Raw genomic sequence first — 20,873 nt, forward strand, 5'->3', positions numbered from 1 at the left:
ATGAAAAAAATAAATTTAAAAAATTCCAATAATCAATCAATTCATGTTCTAGCAGAACATAAATCGGATGACTTATCTGTTTTTATTGTTGGAGAAAAAAATGAAAGATTTAAACCTGCAAATGGGGGCCTTAGATTACTGAGTTATCCCACAGATAAGGAGTGTCTTGATGATGGGCTGAGGTTAGCAAGTCTGATGAAATATAAGCATGATATTTATGCAACTGGCTTCTCAGGAGGAAAGGTTGTAGCTAGAGCAAAAAATACAACTTCCATAAAAAAGAAACTTATAAAGATTACAGCTCAATTACTTGACTCGCTCAATGGAACAATGATCACAGGATGCGATTTAAATACAACAATTGGTGATATGGAAAGATTACAAAAACTCACACCACATGTTTTGGCTGCTGTTGGTAGCGATTTAGATGCAAGCACCGCAACTGCTTATGGCGTTTTAGGAGCGGTTGAATCTTTAGAGCAATTAAATAATAATGTTGAGATAAAAAGTGCATTAGTTCATGGATGCGGAGCTGTCGGAGGTGTTGTGGCTCATTCTTTAATAAATAAAGGTTGGGATGTTAAAACTGTAGATAAAGATTTAAAGAAATCAGAAATTAAGGGAGCCAAGCCAGTACATTTCTCTGAAGAATGGTGGAAGAAAGACTTTGACATACTAATACCCTGCTCAATATCAGGTTTATTGACAGAAGAAATTGTTAATTCTTTAGAAACTAAAGCTGTAATTCCCGCAGCCAATGCGCCATTCTCTGACCCTTTATTAGCTGACATTTTAAGAGATAAAGATATTAAAGTATTACCTGATCCATTAGTAAATGCTGGGGCTGTAATTGCTGACTCTATAGAGCTTTTTGATCCAAAAACTTGGCAGAATTCAAATCCTAATGACATCTATAGATTTGTTAGACACTGCATTAAATTAAATACTAATCTTTATTTTAAATATAGAAAAAAGGGACTATCAGTAAAAAGTTCTTTAGAAAAGATTGCAGAAGGAAATATAGACCGCCCAATAGGTCTGACCTTTTCAAAATATTTGGAAACATGATTAAAATCCTCAAACAAAGTAAAGCACAATTTGTCATAATTGGTGGAGGTATGGCTGGATTAAGTTGTGCATCAGCCCTATCAAAATATGGTATTAAAGACGTAGTAATCCTTGAATCAAATCAAATAGGGCACATAAGATCGAGTAGTCACGGTGAGTCAAGAATGTACCGTGAGATGTATTCTGATCCTGTATTATGCCAACTTTCAAAAGAAGCTAATAAACTTTGGGATGAAGACGAAAAAAGAACAGATTTAGAACTTCGTAGACAACACGGATTATTATTTTATGGAGAAAGTTGGGGTGAAGAAACAATAGAAGGATCAATACCAGGAGCAAAAAAAGTAATGCTGGAACAAAATATACCTTTTGAAGAATTAAATAATAAAAATATAGAAGAAAGATTCGCAATCAAATCTAAAAATAATTTTTCTGGATTATTTGAACCAACCGCAGGGTCCATATTGAGTATGAATGCTATGTCTTTTTGGAAAAATAATTCTTATAAAAATCATCATAATATTTTAGAGAATACACCAGTTAAAAATATTGATTTGAAAAAATCCATAATTAATCTAGTTAATGGTAATTCAATAATATGTGACCAAATTATTTTGACTGCTGGTATGTGGACTAAGAGTTTACTTAGGAGTATTGATGTAGATATTGAATATGATATATGGCCAATGTTATGGGCACATTATCAAGTAGAGGAGGAATATTTAGATAAATTTCCTCAATGGTTCTGTTTTCAAGAATCAAAAGGAATGGATGGCGGATTATATTATGGTTTCCCTGTATTAAATAGAGATAAAAATGGATATCCAATTATTAAAGTTGGCTTAGATTGGACTCTACCAGAATTATTCACTAAAAATCCTGATGAATTTCCCGATAATATTTCAAACTTATTGATTAAATACCTAGATGAATTTATTTTCAATAACTTAAAGGGTGTAAAGAGAAGAATTGATAAAAATCTTAGTCCATATTCAATGACTAAAGATGTAAATTTTATTCTTGATAGGGTAAGTCCAAATTTAACCTTATTTTGTGGTGGATCTGGACAAGCATTTAAGTTTGCTCCTTTGATTGGTGACTCTTTGGCAAGACTAGCTTTACAGAAAAATCCAAGCGTTAATATTGATTGTTGGAGTATTAACCGAAAATTTATCAACTAAAAATTATTTAGATGGTTAATTTAAAAATCAAGCAAATTCAAGAAAACATGATTATGAAAAGTTCAGTTTGGTTAAAACCATCACTCTTAATAGGGGCTATCCCATTATTAGTATTTCTTTCAATAGCTTTTTTGGATTTATCATTAGCAAACAAACTCACTTCATATGGTAAGAATTTAGCAATAAACTATTTTGGCGGCATTTGGATTTGGCTTGTTTTTTCGATTTTTATTGTCGCAGTAGCCATAGCAATAAGTCCTCTTGGATCGTTGAAATTGGGCGGCAGTAACACAAAGCCAAATCTAGGTATTTTCCAATGGTGTTCCGTCCTTATATGTACATTACTTGCTGGCGGTGGAGTTTTCTGGTCAGCAGCTGAGCCACTCATTCATTTTAAAAGTCCAGCGTCCTACTTCAAAAATATACCTGGAGGAACAATTGAAGCTGTTGACCCTGCTTTTGCTGTGAGCTTTCTTCATTGGGGTTTTTTAGCATGGGCTTTGGTCTCATCAACAGTAGCAATAACATTTGCATTGTTAGCTCAAAAAGGGATTCCACTTAGACCTAGAAGCCTTCTCATTCCGATCTCATCAAAGAGCTTTTCAGATGGTATTTTTGGAGATCTTGCTGATGGATTATCAGTAGTAGCAGCAATAGCTGGAACTGTTGGACCTTTAGGATTTTTAAGCTTACAATTAAGCAACTTTGCTGGAAGGTTCGGTTGGATTTCTGATGGTGGCATTTTACAGACCTTAATTGTAATTTCATTAACAATAATCTTTTCGATATCAACAGTGAGTGGTATTCAGCGAGGTATAAAATATCTATCTGAAATAAACATATGGTTAACAATTATTCTAGGATTAGCGCTTATTTCATTTGGACCATCTTTTTGGCTTGTTAAACACTTTTTAAGTGGAACTTTTCTATATTTGAAGGAAATTAAAACAATGGCTCTGCCAAATAATGAGGATATATGGGTAAAAGGTTGGACTATCTTTTATTGGGGATGGTTCCTTGGATATGCACCTCTAATGGGTTTATTTACAGCTGGAATAAGTAAAGGTAGATCAATAAGGGAGTTAATATTAATTGTAGCCTTTGTTTGCCCTATCATTACAAATTTTTGGTTTGCAATTCTTGGCGGTAATGGTATTTATTCTGAGTTAATTAAAGGTGGCTCAATAACATCAGAATTAGAAACAGGAGGTGCTGCGGCTGTTCTTTTTGCTATTTTAAACCAATTACCATTTTCAAAACTATTAATAATAATCGCATTATTATTAATAGTTTTATTTATGGCAACTAGTGCTGATTCAATTAGTTACGCCGCTGCAATTGTTGTGAGTGGTAAAGAAGAACCACCAAAAATCCTTAGATTATTTTGGGCTTTAATGATTGGGGGACTAACAATTGTACTTTTAAGAATTGGATCAGATATAGGCGAACAAACTAATATAGATGCATTACAATCCTTTATTGTTATGACGGCCATACCTGTGACGCCATTGATCTTAACAACGCTTTATACTGCACCAATATTAGCACTTAAGGAATACAAAAGAACTATATTAAGTAAATAAAATTTTAACAATATTCAAATAAAAAAGATTTATGAATAGAGCAATTAATATTTAAAAATGCTTTTAAATGACCATATTATTAGAAAAAAAATACCAAATAAAAAAGAGAAAAAAGCTTCAAGTAATAGCTTTTGATATAAAATATAAATACCACAAAAAACAAATAGAATTGAAAAAACCATACTTATTCTTGAAATCATTACAATTATTATGTAGTATTTAATTAAAAAGAGCTTGTTGATATTTTAATATATTTCTCCATAGATTGTAAAAATTCTTTAAAAGGATAAGTTATACTCGGATGCAAAATCCAAAATATTACAATAAAAAAAAGCAATGCCCCTAGAAATCCTATAAAAAGCACTTCTAGTTGCTCAAATAACTCCTCAATCCATTCATTTAAATCATTTTTATCCATTATCAAAAGGTTATAAAATTAAATAATCTTTCATTAAATTTATATTCCCAAAATACATAAGTTATTTTAATCTTGCAGTTAAGTCTCGCGCCATACAGCTAAAAGTTTTCCTTGAATAGTTACTTGCTCAGCAGAAATTTCAATAGGCTCGTACGCAATATTTGCGGCTTCAAGCCTAACTATTGATCCATCTCTGAAAAAATGTTTCAGTGTTGTTCCAGCTCCAGGCACCATCGCACTTACAATTGTCCCATTTCTTAAGCTTGCTGGATCAATAACTGGTTCCATTAGGACCTGATCCCCATCAGCTATGTGAGAATCAACCATTGAATCACCATTTACGGTCAAAGCAAAAATTCCTTTTTTCTGCAAAATATTACTTAGATCTAATGTTTGATTTATATCATCAAAAGTTTCAATTAACCCTCCAGCAGCAACTGATCCTAAAACAGGTACTCCATTAATTTCATTCAAAGCATCTCCTAGCAATTGGAGAGTTCGCGCTTGTCCTTCTTGCCATGTAATCCAACCCTTTTCCTGCAGATGCTTAAGTCGACTTTGAATTGGCGCAGGCGACCTTAGTCCCATCGCGTGCATCATTTGCCTTATTGAAGGACTGTGATGGTGAACACCAATATAATCAGATAGCCAGTTATAAAGCTCCTCTTGCGCGGGAGTCAAATTGCCTTCAGACATAAGCAATAGGGTTAAAGCCAGGTATCTAATACATATGTACCCTACTTGAGCGCTTAATGCAAGGATTAAAGTCCACCAAGAAGGGCCGCCAGCAAAGCTTGTTGAACGTGTAATCTATTCTCAGCTTGATCAAAAACTTTACTCTTAGGACTCTCAATTACTTCTTCAGTAATTTCCTCTCCCCGATGTGCAGGGAGGCAATGTAAAACTATTGAATCATTTGAAGATCTCTTGACCAAGTCATCATTAATACAAAAATTTTTAAAAAGTTTCTGTCTCGTTTTTTGCTCCTCTTCTTGTCCCATTGAAGCCCATACATCGGTATAAATGATCTGAGCGCCATCGATACTACTAATGGGGTCATTAGATACATTTATAAATGAATTTGTAGCTATTCTTTTTGCTGTTTCAACGAATTTTAATTGAGGTTCAAAGTTTTTCGGGGAGCATATTCTTATATTTACTCCTAATAAAGCTCCACATAACATTAGTGAATTTGCAACATTATTCCCATCACCAATGTAAGTAAGAGTTAAACCATCTAAAGTGCCAAAATTTTCTTTTATTGTTAGAAAATCAGCTAGAGCCTGACATGGGTGCTCCAAATCAGTTAGAGCATTAACTACAGGGATTGAAGACCATTTTGCATATTGATTTAATTCTTCTTGTGCATAAGTCCTTATAGCCAATACATCACAATATCTACTTAAAACTCTTGCTGTATCTTTAAGAGGCTCACCCCTACCAAGCTGAGTAACTTGAGGATTTAGATCAATAGTCTGAGCTCCCAGTCTTGACATAGCAACTTGGAAACTGACCCTAGTCCTTGTAGAAGCCTTGTTAAAAATCAAACCAAGAACTCTATTACCTAAATCAATTCGTCTCTCATTTTTTTTTAATTGGAGAGAAAGTTCAAAAAGTGCAAGTATTTGGTCACCAGTTAAATCTGAAGAAGACAAAAAGTCTTTGCCTGAGATGGAACTTAATTGAGCAGCAACACCAGTTAATTGAGAGTTCATCAATCCCGCTTTCGGACCTTTTATAAAATCAGTAAGAGTCAGATGTCTGAACTCTACCGATTTCTAAGGCATAGTAGAGGATGCTAGTAAATCTTTTAAATCCTCACCCTCTATAACTTCTTTTTCAAGTATTTTTTGTGAAATACTTTCGAGTAAAGGTAAGTTATTTCTGAGTATTTTTAGAGCATTTTCGTGAGCCTGATCAACAATACTTCTAACTTCTTTGTCTATGGCTTGAGCAGTCGCATCACTCAACTCTCTGCGTGGGTTGTTGTTACCTCCTAGAAATCTCCCCCCTCCTTGCTTGTCATAAGCTAACGGGCCGAGAATCTCGCTCATTCCGTAAGTTCCGACCATTTGTTCAGCAAGGTCAGTTGCTCTTTGTAAGTCATTTGAAGCACCAGTAGTTATTTTTCCAAAAACAATCTCCTCAGCTGATCTACCGCCCAATAATGTTGCTATTTGACCTTGTAATTCTTCTTTGGAATTTAAAAATCTTTCTTCGGTTGGTAATTGGAGGGTATACCCAAGAGCGCTCATACCTCTTGGAACTATGGAAATTTTGGCAACTTTACTTCCACCTGGCATTAAGTGCCCCACAATGGCGTGGCCAACCTCATGATAAGCAACAACTTTTTTCTCATCGTCTTGCAATACTCTACTTTTCTTCTCTAAGCCAGCTACAACTCTTTCAATAGCTTCGTTGAGGTCTTGTTGTTCTACTGAGGTCCTTTTAGCTCTGGCAGCTAATAAAGCAGCTTCGTTTACCATGTTTGCTAAATCAGCGCCTGCAAAACCACTAGTAGCTTGAGCGATTTGATCTAAATCAATTTTTTCGGCAAGTTTTACTTTTTTTGTATAGATTTCAAGAATTGTTTTTCTTCCTGATAAATCTGGCCTATCTACTAATACTTGTCTATCAAATCTTCCAGGTCTGAGCAAAGCAGCATCAAGAACTTCTGGTTGGTTTGTAGCTGCAAGAACAATTACTGGCTTATCTGTTGAAGCAAAACCATCCATTTCCGTCAAAAGTTGGTTGAGCGTCTGTTCTCTTTCGTCATTACCACCTACAACACCCATAGAACCGGAGCGGCTCTTTCCTATCGCATCAAGTTCATCAATGAAAATTATGCAGGGAGCTTTCTTTTTGGCTTGCTCAAAAAGATCCCTAACTCTTGCAGCGCCAGCCCCGACGAATAACTCAACAAATTCAGATCCAGAAATTATAAAAAATGGTACTTCGGCTTCACCTGCGACAGCCTTGGAAAGGAGAGTTTTTCCAGTTCCAGGAGGGCCAACTAAAAGAACTCCTTTAGGAATTCGGGCTCCTATATCTGTATATCTTTCTGGCTTCTTAAGGAAATCAACTATCTCCGTCAACTCATCTTTTGCTTCGTCGACACCTGCCACGTCAGCAAAAGTAACACGAGATTCCTCATCAGGTACATAAACTTTGGCTTTACTTTTAGTAAAACTGAGAGCTCCTTGAGCTCCTCCTCCACCCATACTTCTTCTTGCAAAAAATTGAAGAACCAATATAAAAATGAGGGGAGGGACAACCCAGCTAAGAATCGTCGTAAAGATATTGGGCTTTTTAGGGGGTGCAGCTGCAAATTCGACACCTTTATTTTCTAATCTCTGGGGCAAGTCCATATCAAAGATAGGAGTTGTTGCCAGAACTGAGGGTGATCCTTCTTGAGGGGAAGACAACTCGTATCTGATTTGATCTTGCGTTATGTACGCTCTTTTAACTTCTCCACCATTGACTTGATCTATGAAAAGGGAATATGGGACCCTGGGAACTTGCATATTTTGGTTGGGAAGGAAGCTACTAAAAAGAAGTAGAGCCCCAAAACCAATTAAAATCAAATTTATTATCCCAAAACGCCGATTCGGTTGGTTTTCGTCTTGGCGAATCGGCATTTTTTCTAAGGCAATTAATATATAAATTAACTTGTTTTCTTCAGAATCGTACAGTCAATTTTGCGTAAGAACCGAACGCGACTAAAGCATTAAGTCCAAATTCTATTAAGTGAAGAACCTAAAAAGCATGTCAGCTCCTTGCTTTTGAAAAGAGTAATTACTTGTTACCAAAACATCTCTCATATCCAGAAAACCTAAATCACCCAATGGGGTCATACAGGATTTACCACCCAAAATTTTTGGCGCCATGAAAATCACTACCTCTTGAACACAATTTTGGCTAATGGCAGAGGTAGACAAATTTGGACCACACTCCCACAAGATTCTGTTACATCCTTTCTCTGCTAAAGCAACAGAAAGATATCTCGGCTCAGATTTTCTCAACTGCAGAAGCTCAACACCCTTATTGATTTCTGAAAATTTTTCTTTATTGATCTCTGGACCGAAGGAAATAATAGTCTCTGCCAGTTTTGTGTCAAAAATTCTAAGATTTTTGGAAAAATTAAAATTTCTTGTCAGAACAACTCTTCTGGGCTCAGGACTTGAAATGCCTCGACTAGTCATTAGAGGATCATCATTTCTAACAGTTGCACCACCAACAACAATCGCATCGCATTTGGAGCGAAGCGAATGGACAAGTTCTCGAGAATTTTCACCTGTAATCCATTTACTCTTACCATTGGGAAGCGCAATACGGCCATCAGCGCTCATAGCAATTTTCAGTACACCCCATGGGCGTCTATTTTTTATTCGAAAAATAAATTCTTTATTTTGAAAAGCTGCCTCATTCTCCAATACTCCCTTAATTACTTCTATGCCTGCATTTTTTAAAAAGGATATTCCCTTACCAGAAACTCTTGGGTCAGGATCCTCTATTGCAACTACAACAGTTTTGATCCCCGCATCAACAATGGCTTTTGTACAAGGGGGCGTTTTTCCCTCATGGCAGCATGGTTCTAGTGTCACAACAAGGTACCCCCCTCTAGCTCTGCCCCCTGCCTGAAACAAAGCTCCTATCTCAGCATGGGGGTAGCCAGCACGGGCGTGATATCCTTCCCCGACCAAATTGCCTTTTTTATCAAGAACAACTGCACCAACCAAGGGGTTTGGACTTGTAGTTCCTTGCCCAAGGGAGGCTAATTGCAATGCCCTTCTCATCCATTGGTTCCAATGATTGATGTTTTCAATATTTTCTAAACTCAAAAGTTAAACCTCATCCTCAAGCAACTCTCTCCATTCACCCACTAAATAGGGTGGTACAGGCAAATCGGATAGATTTCCCAAGATTGACAGCCTCAATGGACGATTATTTTTCAAGTCAAGTAGAAGAGGAGATAAATCAAATTCTGCAGCAGCATCTCTTGAGTCACCAATTAATTTGGAATTTTTAATTGTCAAATCCTCAAGTTCCCAATGTTTTCTTCCCGAACTAACCAAAAGATTTGTGGGATGGTCCAATCTCAAGGTTCCAGGATAACCAACTATCCTTAAAATGATAGGAGTAGAAGAGTTCTTTGTCTGATAAACAACCACTTGCCAAGATTGATAATCAATATCTCTCAAACTTTCTAAACTTCTTATAATTTTTTCGCCCTGATCATTTTCAGTTAATTGAGTCTCTGCATACAACAAGGATGGGGCTAAAGCAAAAATCAAACTTACTAGCGAAAAGTAAATAAGTATTTTTTTTACGACTTTAACAAGCTGCATTTTAAACAGAATCAATTTTCTCAGAGTCAACTAAAGCATCCAAAGTTATAGCAGAACGAACCAATGACTGATATTTTGACAAAATCCTTCTGTTCCTCAACATCAATTCTGATAAATCTTCTTTGCAAAGATTGGTGGGGTTTGACTCGAAACTTGGCGAATTTACATCCATTAATTCAAAATTTTCCTGTTTTTGAATCAAAGCAATTAAAAGCTCATGCAAACGCTGTCTTCGTTTTAGAGAATGAGATTTGTTTTCATTATCTTTAGCCATTAAAGTAACCAGAGGAGATTGATTTATTTTGAAAAAAATAAGTCACTGAATAATTGAAAAAAACAGATCTTTTTATTGATGTTATTGGTACCGATGCCTCAGGTCTCAATTCCTTATCACTTTCTTTAAAAACCAAAGTTATTGAAGCTGAACAAATTGCAGGTTCTAAGAGACTGTTAAAAAATATTGGTGATTGGTGGAGAGTTAATTGCGAATATAAAGCAATTCCTACCTTGATCAAATCAGAAAGTATTTCCGAACTTATAAAAAAGTTAAAAATTTCTCAAAAAAAAACCGTTTTACTTGCTAGTGGAGACCCTCTTTGGTACGGCGTTGGGAGAGCTCTTCTTGAAAATTTTCCGTCTGAAATACTTTCTTTTCATCCATCAACTACTTCTCTTCAACTTGCCTTTGCAAAACTAGGAAGATGCTGGCAGGACACTTCATGGATAAGTCTCCATGGAAGAGACGCCTCTCCATTATTTAATTTATTTCAGAGGCGACCAGCCGCAATAACAATCTTAACTGATCCAGATAAGAATGGCCCCTCAGAGGTGCAGAGGTATTTAAAGGCTTCTGGGTTAGAAAACATATATGAGTTTTGGATATTCGAACAACTTGGTGGAACTAAGGAACGTATGAAAAAAATTTTGCCAGAGGAGCAAATAAAAAATAGTGATTTTGACATTCTTAACCTTGTAGTTCTAATAAAAAATGAGGCCAAAAAAATCACTGAAGCCGATATTCCTTACTTTGGAATTAGTGATGGACTTTTTCATCAATATGAGGATCGCCCAGGTTTAATGACAAAAAGAGAAATAAGGGTACAAATTCTCTCAGATCTAGAACTTCCAAAAGAAGGGGTAATTTGGGACGTGGGGGCAGGTGTTGGAAGTATTGGATTAGAAGCTATTAGATTAAGACCAAAATTGAAACTATTTTGTATAGAAAAAAGAAATGGTTGCCAAAAGCTAATCAATAAAAATGCCAACAGACTTAGTGTAAGTCCTGCCTCAATCTACCAAGCTGACATATTGGATATTTTAAAAGAAAGAGATAAAGTATTACCTCCCCCAGATAGAGTAGTAATGGGGGGGGGCGGCTCTTTGAAAAATGAAATGTTAGAAAAAATTATTGAAAATTTAAAAACTAACGGAATAATTGTTATCCCGTTATCAAATTTAAAAGCAATCGATCAAATTGAGGCCATTCTCAGAAATAAAAGATTCAAAATTAATATTAGTCAACATCAGTCGTACAGAGGTGTTCCTCTTGGTGATGGAATTCGTTTAGCCCCTATGAATCCGGTTTTTATTGTTGTTGGAAAGAAAATAAATCCAGGTTAATTTTTTCCAGGCTTTGCAACATGGGGCAAACCCCAACCAAGCTTATTTCTCAAAACCTTGAAGAATTCTTGATTAGATAAGCGAATAAATTTAACTGGATGATTACTTCTTTTTATTAAAACTCTGTCTTCAGGCCATACATAACAGCCTGCACTGCCATCAACAACCATCATTAATCTCTCGGGAGTTGCAGGAAAAACCGTAACTGGCTCGGAATCACTAAAAACAAGTGCTCGCGAAGCTAACGAATGGGGGGCAATTGGCGTAAGTTGCATTACAGGGCAGTCGGGAGTAATCACAGGGCCTCCAGCACTTAAGGAATAAGCCGTTGAGCCAGTTGGAGTTGAGAGAATCACTCCATCTGCGGAGATATCTACTGGAGCGTGGCGCCCTATTGAGATTTCAAAATGACACATACTTGTTAATGGTTCTCTATGAAGTGCCATCTCATTGAGGCAAAGAGCCTCCCATCTTCTTTGATCTCCTCTCATAACACTCACAACTAAACTCATTCTTTCCTCGATATCCCAATTAAATTCAAGAACTTCTCTCATAGCGTTATCCAAGTCAACCAAATATGCCTCTGAGAGAAATCCCAAGTGACCAGTATTAATTGTCAAAATTGGCACCTCAACTGGAGCAGTCTGCCTAGCTGCAGACAAAACAGTGCCATCACCTCCAAGAACAATCGCAAAGGCCATTGAGGAGTCAAACCCTTGGGGCACGCAAGCGTTATAGCCAAGCATCCTCATGTGTTGATCAGGATTAGCAAAACCAACCATCCCACCCGAACTGCTTACCCTTAAGACTTCATGTCCTGCATCCTCAACAAGCTGCTGAACCTTTTGTGCAGCCTCGACAGCAAGCTCCTTGCCGTCATTAACAATTAGACCTACACGAGACACTTATCGAAAAGGCAAAACATTTTAAATTTTTATTTAATTAATTAAATATTCTTTTTAAACATATCCGAAATTTCCCAATATTTCAAAACTGTTCTAAAAAACGTAGGTCACTTGTGAATAATCTTCGGATATCGTCAATTTCATGCCTGACCATGCAAAATCTCTCAACACCTAGACCAGCAGCAAATCCTGTCCATCTTTCAGAATCTATTCCTAAACCCTCAAGCACACTTGGATCTACCATTCCACAACCCATAACTTCCAACCATTTCCCTTGCCACTGAACATCAACCTCTGCAGAGGGCTCTGTAAAAGGGAAATAACTAGCTCGGAATCTGATAGGAAGATCTCCAAAGAATTCCTTTAAAAAGGCCATTACTGTCCCTCTGAGGTGACTGAAGTCAAGACCCTCATCAATAGCCAGAACCTCAATTTGGTGAAAAACGGGCGAGTGAGTTGCATCTACTGCATCTCGCCTATAAACCCTTCCTGGTGAAATAATTCTCACTGGAGGAGGAGTCTTTTCAAGGTATCTAATTTGAACTGGTGAGGTATGCGTTCTAAGTAAAAGGTCATCCTTGAGATAAAAGGTATCTTGCATATCTCGTGCTGGGTGATTTTTAGGAATATTCAATGCCTCAAAGTTATAAAAATCATTTTCAATCTCGGGCCCTTCTGCTACTTCGTATCCGAGCCCATTAAAAATATCAACAATATCATCAGATGTTGAAATTAAAGGATGTCTACTAGCTGGCAAAATACCAACTGATGGCGCTGTGACATCAATTGTTTCCTCTTTTATTAATTCAATTAATTTGTTTTCTTTTATTTCTTTCTGCCGATTAGTTATTAATGCAAGCAAGTCACTTTTAATTGAATTTGCCCTTTGCCCAATTTGAGGTCTATCTTGAGGAGGTAGTTTTCCCATCAAGCCAAGAACTTTTGATACTTTTCCCTTCTTCCCTAATAGGGAAATACGAAGATCCTCAAGAACCTTTATCTCTGAGGTATTTTGAATAAGTATTTTTGCTTCTTCCTCTAATAATTCCAAATCGCCAATTATTTTTTCAAGGGATGCTGTTGAACTCACGATAAAAAACTTATTTAAAACAAACTCTAAATCAATCTCGTTCATTTCTTTCTCTTTTCCATTTCGAACTTTTAATTTAAATGAATGCTTTAAGAATTTTAGTTAGCAATGATGATGGAGTTTTCGCTTCGGGAATAAGAACCCTTGCTGCTACTGCGGCGAAGAGAGGACACTTAGTAACAGTAGTCTGTCCAGACCAAGAGAGGTCTGCAACTGGACATGGATTAACACTTAAGTCTCCAATTAGAGCTGAAAGAGCTGATGAGTTATTTGCTGAAGGAATAACCGCATGGGGATGCAGTGGTACACCCGCGGATTGTGTCAAGCTGGCATTAAATGAACTCCTTCCAGAAAGACCAGACCTAGTGCTTTCAGGTGTAAATCATGGGCCGAATCTAGGCACAGATATTTTTTGCTCTGGAACTGTCGCCGCAGCATTAGAGGGCACACTTGAAAAAATCCCATCGCTTGCTGTAAGTATTGCAAGTTTTCAATGTAGAGAATTTATTTACGCAAGTGAGTTGGCTTTGCAGATGGCAGAAAATTGTCTTTCAAGTCATTGGGATGAAAACCTCTTGTTGAATCTGAATATTCCTGCTTGTGACAAAAATATGATGGGAAAAGTGAGCTGGACAAGACTTTCAATAAGGCAATATCAAGAGCAATTTATTAAAAGAAAAGATCCCCAGGGAAACACATATTTTTGGATGGCAGGAGAAGCCGTCAAAGATTTAAAAACGGCAGGGGATGGTCCCCCTCACTGGCCAAGCGATGTTGCACAGATTGAGGCAAATAGCCCCTCTTTAACCCCCATACAACCAGATTTATTTTGGAGAGGCGAAATAAAAAATTTACCCTCCATTGGTTCAGTTAATTGACTCTGTAGATTCTCTGCAAAAACCATAGTGAGCATATAAGCCCAACTAGATGAGCCATCAGGATTTGAGTGTTACTCAAGACAGATAACATCTCAATAGAAGTTATGGGGAATGTGGGCATTACATTTGTTGATCTTGCACTCATCATTGGTCCTCCAAAAAATCCTGAAACCTGTGAAGCAGCTTGAACGGTAAGAGCACCTGCGAGTGCTTGATATCCCACGACTGAGGAGACTAATCCCAGTAAATCAACAATGACTCCTCTTTTAATTAATCGACTTGTTTCCCCTCTACTAGGTCTAGCCTGACTGTTTAGAGCTCTTGCATTTTTGACAATTAACCATCCATGCCAAAGGCTGTACATCAAAATAAAAAAACTCAATGTTGTGATTGAAAGACCGGAGGATAATCCTGCTGCCTTGAGTGAACCTTTTCCTAGGTTTCCGCCTACATTATAAAAAAGCAATATTCCAGCTGAAATTATTCCGAGAGCTGACTGAATCCAAAAGCGAATCCATCCAATTCGTCGCATTCCCAAAGAAAGCAACTGGAAATCAAGTTGATCTGCCATCAGAATAAGTTTGGCTCTTAATTAAACTTGCCACCAAAGAGAGAAATTTGCACGTCTAAGTTGATTCCACTCCTTTCGCCAAATCAAATAAACCGTCCTACTGCAATCGCTTTAGGATGTTTTGATGGTTTACATAGTGGTCACAAAAAAGTAATAAGTTCAATTGTTGACGAAAAAATCGGGACCCCCACTGTTGCAAGTTTTTGGCCACATCCTAGAGAAATTCTTTTTGGGGAAACAAAATTAAGAATAGACCTACCTTTGGAAAAAACAGCATTACTTGAACCACTAGGTATTGATCAATTAGTTCTAATTCCATTTGATATCGAATTAGCATCCCTTGAACCTCAGGATTTTATTCATGAAATCCTTTATAAAACTCTCAAGACAAAAGTTGTAGGAGTTGGAGAGAATTTTCGCTTCGGTAGAAACCGTTCTGGAGATGTTAAGTCCCTACAAAACATCTCTAGCAGTTATGGGATTAAAGTGAAGGTAATTCCAACAATTAAAGACAAGAATGGAAGAATGAGCAGCAGCAGAATAAGAGCTGCCTTAAAAAAAGGTGACCTTAAGTCGGCAGAAAACCTTCTTAGTAGACCCTACAGTTTTGAAGGAAAAGTTGTTAAAGGCAAAGGAATTGGCCGAAAGATTGGTTGGCCAACTGCCAATTTGGAAGTTAACGGAAGAAAATTACTGCCTTGTAATGGAGTTTATTCAGCCTGGACAATTGATTACAAGCGTAATCAAAAATATGCATCCGTTATGAATCTGGGGCCTCAACCAACTATTGACCCACTCTCACCCTCAGCAGTGGAGGTTCATATAATCAACAAAGATATCGATCTGTTAGGACAAAATTTGACCATAATCCCAAAAAACAGAATCAGGGGGCAAGAAAAATTTAATTCTTTAGATGATTTGAAAGATCAAATATCTATTGATGTAGAAACAACTCTCAGCCACCTGACAAAACAAATAAATAACTGCTATCCAAGTGAATAAGCGTTTGTTAGCCCCCAAACTACAAAGAGGGCAATGCCTCCAAGAAGAGCTACTCCCCAAATGAGAACATTCATTGTTTTATCTGAATCACCTTTCTCCATTAATTTAATCCCATTGCCACATTATTAAGATTGGCATGAAATCTATGAATTTCACACTACCCCCAAACAATCGTGTTAATCGCCTAATAGATGCCAATCTTGATAGAGCAAGAGAAGGCTTAAGAGTAATAGAGGATTGGTGTAGATTTGGTCTATGTCAAAAAGATTTAGTAATAAAAATAAAAGACTTTAGACATCAACTAAGCCTGCTTCACAACGAGAAATTTAAAAAAGCGCGATCTTCAGCCACTGACAAGGGAGCTCTTCTGAATCACCCAGCACAAAAAGAACGTAAAAATATAAATGAGCTAATATCAGCAAATTGCTCTAGGATCCAAGAAGCACTAAGAGTTCTTGAAGAATTTGGTCGGAATACTTCACCAGAATTAGCAAAAACTGCAGCATCTATTCGTTACGAAATTTATGATTTAGAAATTAAAATACTGGCACTAAATAATTTAAGTAATAAAAAACTAATCTTAAATAATACTCATGTCTATTTAATTACCGCATCAAAAGTTGATCTCTTAAGCAAGTTGACAATTGCTATACAATCTGGGATTAAAATGGTTCAGTACCGCTCTAAAAATGATAATAAAAGCGATTTCGAAAAAATTCAAGAGGCAAATAACATAGCCTCCATTTGCAAAAAATATGATTGTCTTTTTATAGTTAATGATCGAATTGATATTGCTCAAGCAGTTGATGCTGATGGAGTTCATTTAGGACAAAATGATATGCCAATTGAAATTGCAAGGAATCTAGTTGGTTATGAAAAAATTATCGGTAAAAGTACTTCTAATTTCGAACAAGCCAAAAAAGCAGAAGCACAAGGTGCAGACTATATTGGGATAGGTCCGGTATTTAACTCTAACAATAAATCAAATAATAATCTGATTGAGAAAGATATACTTGTAAATGTAGGAAAAGAAATTCAAATTCCATGTTTTGCAATTGGTGGGATAAATGACAGTAATAAAAATATTATTATTTCGACAGGCATTGATAGGATCGCACTTATTGATGGGATTTTGAATCAAAATGATATAGAGCTATCAACCAAAAATCTTCTAAAAGGTATCCAATGAAATTACAAATTAATGGTGAGATAAAAAAACTCTCTACAAATTCGGAAGCACCCAGTCTCCAAGAAATAATTGAAATTTTGGATTACAATCCAAAATTAATAGTTGTAGAGCTAAATGGAGTGATTATTCCTCCATTGGAGTGGAGAAATAAATTAATACGCGAAAATGATATTTTTGAAATTGTAACGATTGTAGGAGGAGGTTCCTAAAGTTAAGGTGAGCTTTTGAATCCTGTGAAAACAAAACATTCAATAAAAAAATCTCTGATAAGCAAAATTCCTATAATTTTTGCTCCAATTGTTTTATCAGTTCTATTTTTTCTTCTACCTCTTAAAAGTGAAGCTGCTAGTGGTGGACGTATAGGGGGAGGGCAATTTAGCGCTCCTTCAGCTCCAAGAGTTCGAAGCTATGGAGGGAGTGGTTATGGAATTCCAAGAGGATATGGAGGCGGATATGGAAGCAGATATGGAGGCGGATTTGGATTCCCATTCGTACTGCCTTTTTTTGGATTTGGTGGGGGCCTATTCGGTTTTTTTGTTCTTATGACAATTACAGGATTAATTGTTAACGCAATCAGAGGAAGCACTTTTCAAGGGAATGATTCAAACAATATTAAAAACAATAATCAATTCTCAGATCAGCCAAAAAACATAACACTTATACAAGCTCAAATAGGACTTTTAGCTAGCGCCAAGCAGATTCAAAAAGACCTTAGAAATTTAGCCAAGGAGTCAGATACAAAAACTTCAAGTGGCTTGCAAAGAGTCCTTTCTGAAACGACCCTATCTTTGCTGCGAAACTCAGATCTTTGGGCTTATTCAAATCTTGAGATAGGAAAAGTTCCATTCAATAGTGCTGAGTCGACCTTCAATAGACTCTCCCTAATTGAGAGAGGGAAACTATCAGGAGAAACAACATTTAATTTCTCTGGAGAAAATATTTCCCCGCAAACAGATTCAACAAAAGCTGGCGAGGCTGATTCGATTAACGAATATATTGCAGTTACTATAATTGTTGCTTCCAAAGGTAACTTCTTATCAAAACAGTCCACAGGGAGCGAACAACTTAGAGAGGAACTTAGGCTTCTTGGCTCAATTTCATCAAGAGAAATAATAGCTTTAGAGGTTATCTGGCAACCTGATGGAGAAGGCGACGTGCTGACCGCGGAAGAGCTGGTAACAAACTACCCAAATCTTAAGCATTTATAAAGACTTGCTATAAAAGCTCATTTCGGGCCAATTCTTTATATTTTTTTTAGCTATTTAACGCAACAACTCGCAATTTAACCCAGCAAGAGAGTTAGGGTATCCACATCTAATTTCTATTAACGTGTCAAGTTCTTCTCAATCAGAGCCACGCTCTTTGAAATGGGAGAGCAGTGGTGAATTAGCACAAAGAGATCTCTCGGAACTTGTAAACAGGTTGCTTGATGTTGAATCTGATAACCACAGCTGCGAACTCTCTCGCCTGAGTACTAAATATGACGAAAAAGAGTGACATTTATACTTTGCTCTTGCCTTTGTTAATTAGGTACTGCACCTTTCAATAAATGCGATTGTTCAATGTTGAGTAAACCCATTCATTGGATCAACAGCTCTGTTATCAACGAAGCTTTAATGAGATACCAAGAAGATCGTTTATCCAAACCACTTGCTTTATGGCTTGAACAACTTTTAGAAATTGAAAATAATAAAAAGATCAATTAAATGCAGAATCTTATCTTTTTTCAACTGTTTTTAATATTCTCATAGCAGCCATGGCGGCACCATAGCCATTATCTATATTTACAACACTTAAACCTGGAGCGCAGCTAGAAAGCATTCCATTCAGTGCAGCTTTGCCACCCGAACTAACCCCATAACCAACTGAAACAGGCAACCCAATAATTGGATGAGAAATTAATCCTGATAAAACTGTTGGCAAGGCTCCTTCCATTCCTGCACAAGCTATTACTACTTTTGACTGACTAATTTGATCTAATTGATCCATAAGTCTGTGCAACCCTGCAACACCCACATCAAGAATTAAATTTGTTTTAACACCATGAAATTTAAGGGCCACTTCCGCCTCAGCTGCAACAGGCAAATCACTAGTGCCTCCGCTTAAAATCGCTACCTCACCACACTCATCAAATTGTTTTGAGGGAGAACCAACTGTTAAGCAATTGGCTTTTGAATGAAATGATGCATTCTCAAATAAATTCAACAATCTCTCTGCTTTCTCTCGCTGAACTCTAGTAACCAGGGCAATTTCACCAGCTTTCTCAAAAGTTTGAATTATTTCGACTAATTGTTCAAATGTTTTGTGCTGTCCCCAAATCGCCTCAACCATTCCTAATCGATCCCTACGGTTAAGATCTAACCTTGCATCGGGGATTTTCACTGTTGCAATAGCTCCCCCTCATAAGTAAGAGGAAAAGGATTCCCATTTTTTAGACCTAATGAAGAACGAGCGGATTGTTCAAATTTTTCTTGAGTAAAATTGATCTCCTCTTGTGAAATATTTTTCCATTCCTCCCTACTATTCCAGACTATTAGAACTGTTGCTTCCTCTCCTTTTGGATCCCAAAGTAATTGACGATTTTTAAAGCCTTTTTGTTTTTTTAGCCATGGTTCCCAACTTTCTTTTTCTGCTTGAAGCCATGCATTTTTATTTTTTGCCGGAACAGAAATTTTAAGATGTTCGACTATTTGTTTATCAAATTGCAATGGCCCAGATAATTCAGCAGAGTAGGCAACTTGGGTTCCTATAAAAATTAAACCCACAAATACTATAAATAAAACGACAATTTTTTTCATATTTGCCTCAAAAGAGCAACTGAATGGCAACTTATACCCTCCTCTCTACCCTCAGCACCAAGCCTTTCATTTGTGGTTGCCTTTACCCCAACACAATCAATAGAAACTTTGAGTCTTTTGGCGAGATTTTCTCTCATTTCATTGATATGCGGTTTCATTTTCGGCCTTTCAGCAATAATGACAGAATCCACATTAACAACCTCCCATCCTTTTCCTTTTATAAGGCTGACAACTTCATCAAGTAATTTCAGACTATCAGCACCTTTCCATTTTGGATCATCTGGCGGAAAGTATTTACCAATATCACCAAGAGAAAGCGCTCCGAGCATCGCATCCATGACCGCGTGAGAGAGAACATCAGCATCACTATGACCATCTAAACCAAGTTCATTCGGATGCTTAATTGATAAACCACCAATTATTAGTGGCCTGTTGGGGACTAATCGATGCATGTCGTAGCCGTTGCCGATGCGAAATTCCACAGATTTTCTTCTTGATTTATCCATTCTCATCTCAAGAGTATCCTTTTTGGCAAGCCATTTCTCATAAAGATCTGGTCTACGCTCTTTTGTTCTCAATTTTCGCTGATTTTCTCTCCAATTGAAAATAGCTTCATGATCACCACTTTTTAAGACATCTGGTACTTGAAGACCTTTGAAAACAAATGGTCTTGTGTAGTGAGGATGCTCCAGTAGGTAATCATTATGACTTTCATTTTTGAGGGAATCTGAGTCTCCCAAAGTTCCTGGGAGAAGACGAGTAACGCCATTGATAATACTCATTGCGGGTATCTCTCCACCAGTTAAAACAAAGTCGCCCAATGAAATTTCATCATCAGCTATTGACCTTATACGCTCATCAAAACCCTCATATTGTCCACAAATAAGTATGAGCTGATCAAATTGCTCAGACCAATTCTCCAAATCTGCTTGTGTGAATAATCTTCCTTGAGGGGACATTAAAATAACTTTTCGTTTGTCTCTTTTGGGGATTAAATCATAAGCAGAGAAAAACGGCTCAGGTTTTAAAACCATTCCCGCTCCCCCCCCATATGGCAAATCATCAACTTTTCTATATCTATCTGAAGTAAAATCCCGCGGGTTGTGAATAAATAACCTCGCGAGATCTTTATCAAATGCTCTACCAATTACGCCGAGATTTTTTAGTGATTCAAAAGCTTGAGGTAAAAGGCTTACTACATCAAAGCGATATGGACTCATAG

Annotated in this window: 24 protein-coding genes; 11 read left to right on the plus strand and 13 right to left on the minus strand. The window is 36.9% G+C overall.

Annotated features, from left to right (window positions below; genetic code table 11):
- Genes AC6EJA_RS04095 through AC6EJA_RS04105 form a run of 3 tightly spaced genes read left to right on the plus strand, consistent with a single transcriptional unit; the run spans position 1 to position 3,832 of the window.
- The gene (locus AC6EJA_RS04095) at positions 1-1,068 is read left to right on the plus strand and encodes a Glu/Leu/Phe/Val dehydrogenase dimerization domain-containing protein (protein ID WP_498503349.1); all 1,068 of its coding nucleotides are present in this window, start codon (positions 1-3) and stop codon (positions 1,066-1,068) included.
- Positions 1,065-2,249 carry an FAD-dependent oxidoreductase gene (locus AC6EJA_RS04100; RefSeq protein WP_498503351.1) on the plus strand — a complete coding sequence of 395 codons (1,185 nt, stop codon included), beginning with the start codon at positions 1,065-1,067 and terminating at the stop codon, positions 2,247-2,249. Before AC6EJA_RS04095 ends, AC6EJA_RS04100 begins: the two co-directional genes overlap by 4 nt.
- Before the next feature lie 47 nt (positions 2,250-2,296).
- Positions 2,297-3,832 (plus strand): BCCT family transporter, encoded by a 1,536-nt coding sequence (locus AC6EJA_RS04105; protein ID WP_498503541.1) that lies wholly within the window; start codon positions 2,297-2,299, stop codon positions 3,830-3,832.
- Positions 3,833-4,055: 223 nt separating this feature from the next.
- On the opposite strand, the gene AC6EJA_RS04110 is transcribed toward AC6EJA_RS04105, so the two are convergent.
- The 7 genes from AC6EJA_RS04110 to AC6EJA_RS04140 form a co-directional block, all read right to left on the minus strand.
- Positions 4,056-4,250 carry a hypothetical protein gene (locus AC6EJA_RS04110; protein WP_498503352.1) on the minus strand — a complete coding sequence of 65 codons (195 nt, stop codon included), beginning with the start codon at positions 4,248-4,250 and terminating at the stop codon, positions 4,056-4,058.
- Between the two features lie 78 nt (positions 4,251-4,328).
- Complete coding sequence (gene lexA, locus AC6EJA_RS04115; protein WP_498503353.1) at positions 4,329-4,946, minus strand: transcriptional repressor LexA; 618 nt, start codon at positions 4,944-4,946, stop codon at positions 4,329-4,331.
- A 65-nt stretch (positions 4,947-5,011) separates the two neighbouring features.
- A complete protein-coding gene (gene argF, locus AC6EJA_RS04120) occupies positions 5,012-5,965 on the minus strand; it encodes an ornithine carbamoyltransferase (RefSeq protein WP_498503354.1) in 954 nt (317 codons plus the stop codon).
- 63 nt (positions 5,966-6,028) lie between these two features.
- The gene (gene ftsH, locus AC6EJA_RS04125; RefSeq protein WP_498503355.1) at positions 6,029-7,888 is read right to left on the minus strand and encodes an ATP-dependent zinc metalloprotease FtsH; all 1,860 of its coding nucleotides are present in this window, start codon (positions 7,886-7,888) and stop codon (positions 6,029-6,031) included.
- 105 nt (positions 7,889-7,993) lie between these two features.
- Positions 7,994-9,091, minus strand: coding sequence for a bifunctional diaminohydroxyphosphoribosylaminopyrimidine deaminase/5-amino-6-(5-phosphoribosylamino)uracil reductase RibD (gene ribD, locus AC6EJA_RS04130; protein ID WP_498503357.1), 1,098 nt, complete (start codon positions 9,089-9,091; stop codon positions 7,994-7,996).
- A 3-nt stretch (positions 9,092-9,094) separates the two neighbouring features.
- On the minus strand, positions 9,095-9,598 hold the full coding sequence (locus AC6EJA_RS04135) for a DUF3122 domain-containing protein (protein ID WP_498503358.1): 504 nt from the start codon (positions 9,596-9,598) through the stop codon (positions 9,095-9,097).
- Position 9,599: 1 nt separating this feature from the next.
- The gene (locus AC6EJA_RS04140) at positions 9,600-9,872 is read right to left on the minus strand and encodes a DUF8678 family protein (RefSeq protein ID WP_498503359.1); all 273 of its coding nucleotides are present in this window, start codon (positions 9,870-9,872) and stop codon (positions 9,600-9,602) included.
- Between the two features lie 53 nt (positions 9,873-9,925).
- Between AC6EJA_RS04140 and cbiE the strand changes: the two genes are divergently transcribed.
- A complete protein-coding gene (gene cbiE / locus AC6EJA_RS04145; protein ID WP_498503360.1) occupies positions 9,926-11,218 on the plus strand; it encodes a precorrin-6y C5,15-methyltransferase (decarboxylating) subunit CbiE in 1,293 nt (430 codons plus the stop codon).
- On the opposite strand, the gene AC6EJA_RS04150 is transcribed toward cbiE, so the two are convergent.
- Positions 11,215-12,123 (minus strand): NAD(+) kinase, encoded by a 909-nt coding sequence (locus AC6EJA_RS04150; protein ID WP_498503361.1) that lies wholly within the window; start codon positions 12,121-12,123, stop codon positions 11,215-11,217. The two genes, cbiE and AC6EJA_RS04150, sit on opposite strands and share 4 nt — an antisense overlap.
- An 82-nt stretch (positions 12,124-12,205) precedes the next feature.
- Positions 12,206-13,213 (minus strand): phenylalanine--tRNA ligase subunit alpha, encoded by a 1,008-nt coding sequence (gene pheS / locus AC6EJA_RS04155; protein WP_498503542.1) that lies wholly within the window; start codon positions 13,211-13,213, stop codon positions 12,206-12,208.
- 80 nt (positions 13,214-13,293) lie between these two features.
- Here pheS and surE point away from each other — a divergent pair, with 80 nt between their 5' ends.
- Positions 13,294-14,091: a 5'/3'-nucleotidase SurE gene (surE, locus tag AC6EJA_RS04160; RefSeq protein WP_498503362.1), complete on the plus strand. Its 798-nt coding sequence runs from the start codon at positions 13,294-13,296 to the stop codon at positions 14,089-14,091.
- Here the strand turns inward: surE and AC6EJA_RS04165 are convergent.
- On the minus strand, positions 14,084-14,662 hold the full coding sequence (locus AC6EJA_RS04165) for a DUF3611 family protein (RefSeq protein WP_498503363.1): 579 nt from the start codon (positions 14,660-14,662) through the stop codon (positions 14,084-14,086). The genes surE and AC6EJA_RS04165 overlap by 8 nt on opposite strands.
- Positions 14,663-14,722: 60 nt before the next feature.
- On the opposite strand from AC6EJA_RS04165, the gene AC6EJA_RS04170 reads away from it, so the two are divergent.
- From AC6EJA_RS04170 to AC6EJA_RS04195, 6 genes are all read left to right on the plus strand, one after another.
- Positions 14,723-15,664, plus strand: a complete 942-nt coding sequence (locus AC6EJA_RS04170; protein ID WP_498503364.1) for a bifunctional riboflavin kinase/FAD synthetase — start codon at positions 14,723-14,725, stop codon at positions 15,662-15,664.
- 145 nt (positions 15,665-15,809) lie between these two features.
- The gene (locus tag AC6EJA_RS04175; protein ID WP_498503365.1) at positions 15,810-16,853 is read left to right on the plus strand and encodes a thiamine phosphate synthase; all 1,044 of its coding nucleotides are present in this window, start codon (positions 15,810-15,812) and stop codon (positions 16,851-16,853) included.
- A complete protein-coding gene (gene thiS, locus AC6EJA_RS04180) occupies positions 16,850-17,062 on the plus strand; it encodes a sulfur carrier protein ThiS (RefSeq protein WP_498503366.1) in 213 nt (70 codons plus the stop codon). Before AC6EJA_RS04175 ends, thiS begins: the two co-directional genes overlap by 4 nt.
- A gap of 24 nt (positions 17,063-17,086) precedes the next feature.
- The gene (locus tag AC6EJA_RS04185; RefSeq protein WP_498503367.1) at positions 17,087-18,061 is read left to right on the plus strand and encodes a DUF1517 domain-containing protein; all 975 of its coding nucleotides are present in this window, start codon (positions 17,087-17,089) and stop codon (positions 18,059-18,061) included.
- A gap of 121 nt (positions 18,062-18,182) precedes the next feature.
- Positions 18,183-18,350, plus strand: a complete 168-nt coding sequence (locus AC6EJA_RS04190) for a DUF8633 family putative protein (RefSeq protein WP_498503368.1) — start codon at positions 18,183-18,185, stop codon at positions 18,348-18,350.
- A gap of 65 nt (positions 18,351-18,415) precedes the next feature.
- A complete protein-coding gene (locus AC6EJA_RS04195) occupies positions 18,416-18,559 on the plus strand; it encodes a hypothetical protein (protein WP_498503369.1) in 144 nt (47 codons plus the stop codon).
- A gap of 10 nt (positions 18,560-18,569) precedes the next feature.
- On the opposite strand, the gene larB is transcribed toward AC6EJA_RS04195, so the two are convergent.
- From larB to trmD, 3 genes are read right to left on the minus strand one after another with little or no spacing between them, the layout of a single operon-like run.
- Positions 18,570-19,235, minus strand: a complete 666-nt coding sequence (gene larB, locus AC6EJA_RS04200) for a nickel pincer cofactor biosynthesis protein LarB (RefSeq protein ID WP_498503370.1) — start codon at positions 19,233-19,235, stop codon at positions 18,570-18,572.
- Positions 19,232-19,651, minus strand: coding sequence for a TIGR03792 family protein (locus AC6EJA_RS04205; protein ID WP_498503372.1), 420 nt, complete (start codon positions 19,649-19,651; stop codon positions 19,232-19,234). Before AC6EJA_RS04205 ends, larB begins: the two co-directional genes overlap by 4 nt.
- On the minus strand, positions 19,648-20,871 hold the full coding sequence (gene trmD, locus AC6EJA_RS04210; protein WP_498503373.1) for a tRNA (guanosine(37)-N1)-methyltransferase TrmD: 1,224 nt from the start codon (positions 20,869-20,871) through the stop codon (positions 19,648-19,650). The genes AC6EJA_RS04205 and trmD overlap by 4 nt, the downstream gene beginning before the upstream one ends.
- Positions 20,872-20,873: the final 2 nt, after the last annotated feature.

Source organism: Prochlorococcus sp. MIT2309, from assembly GCF_059772305.1.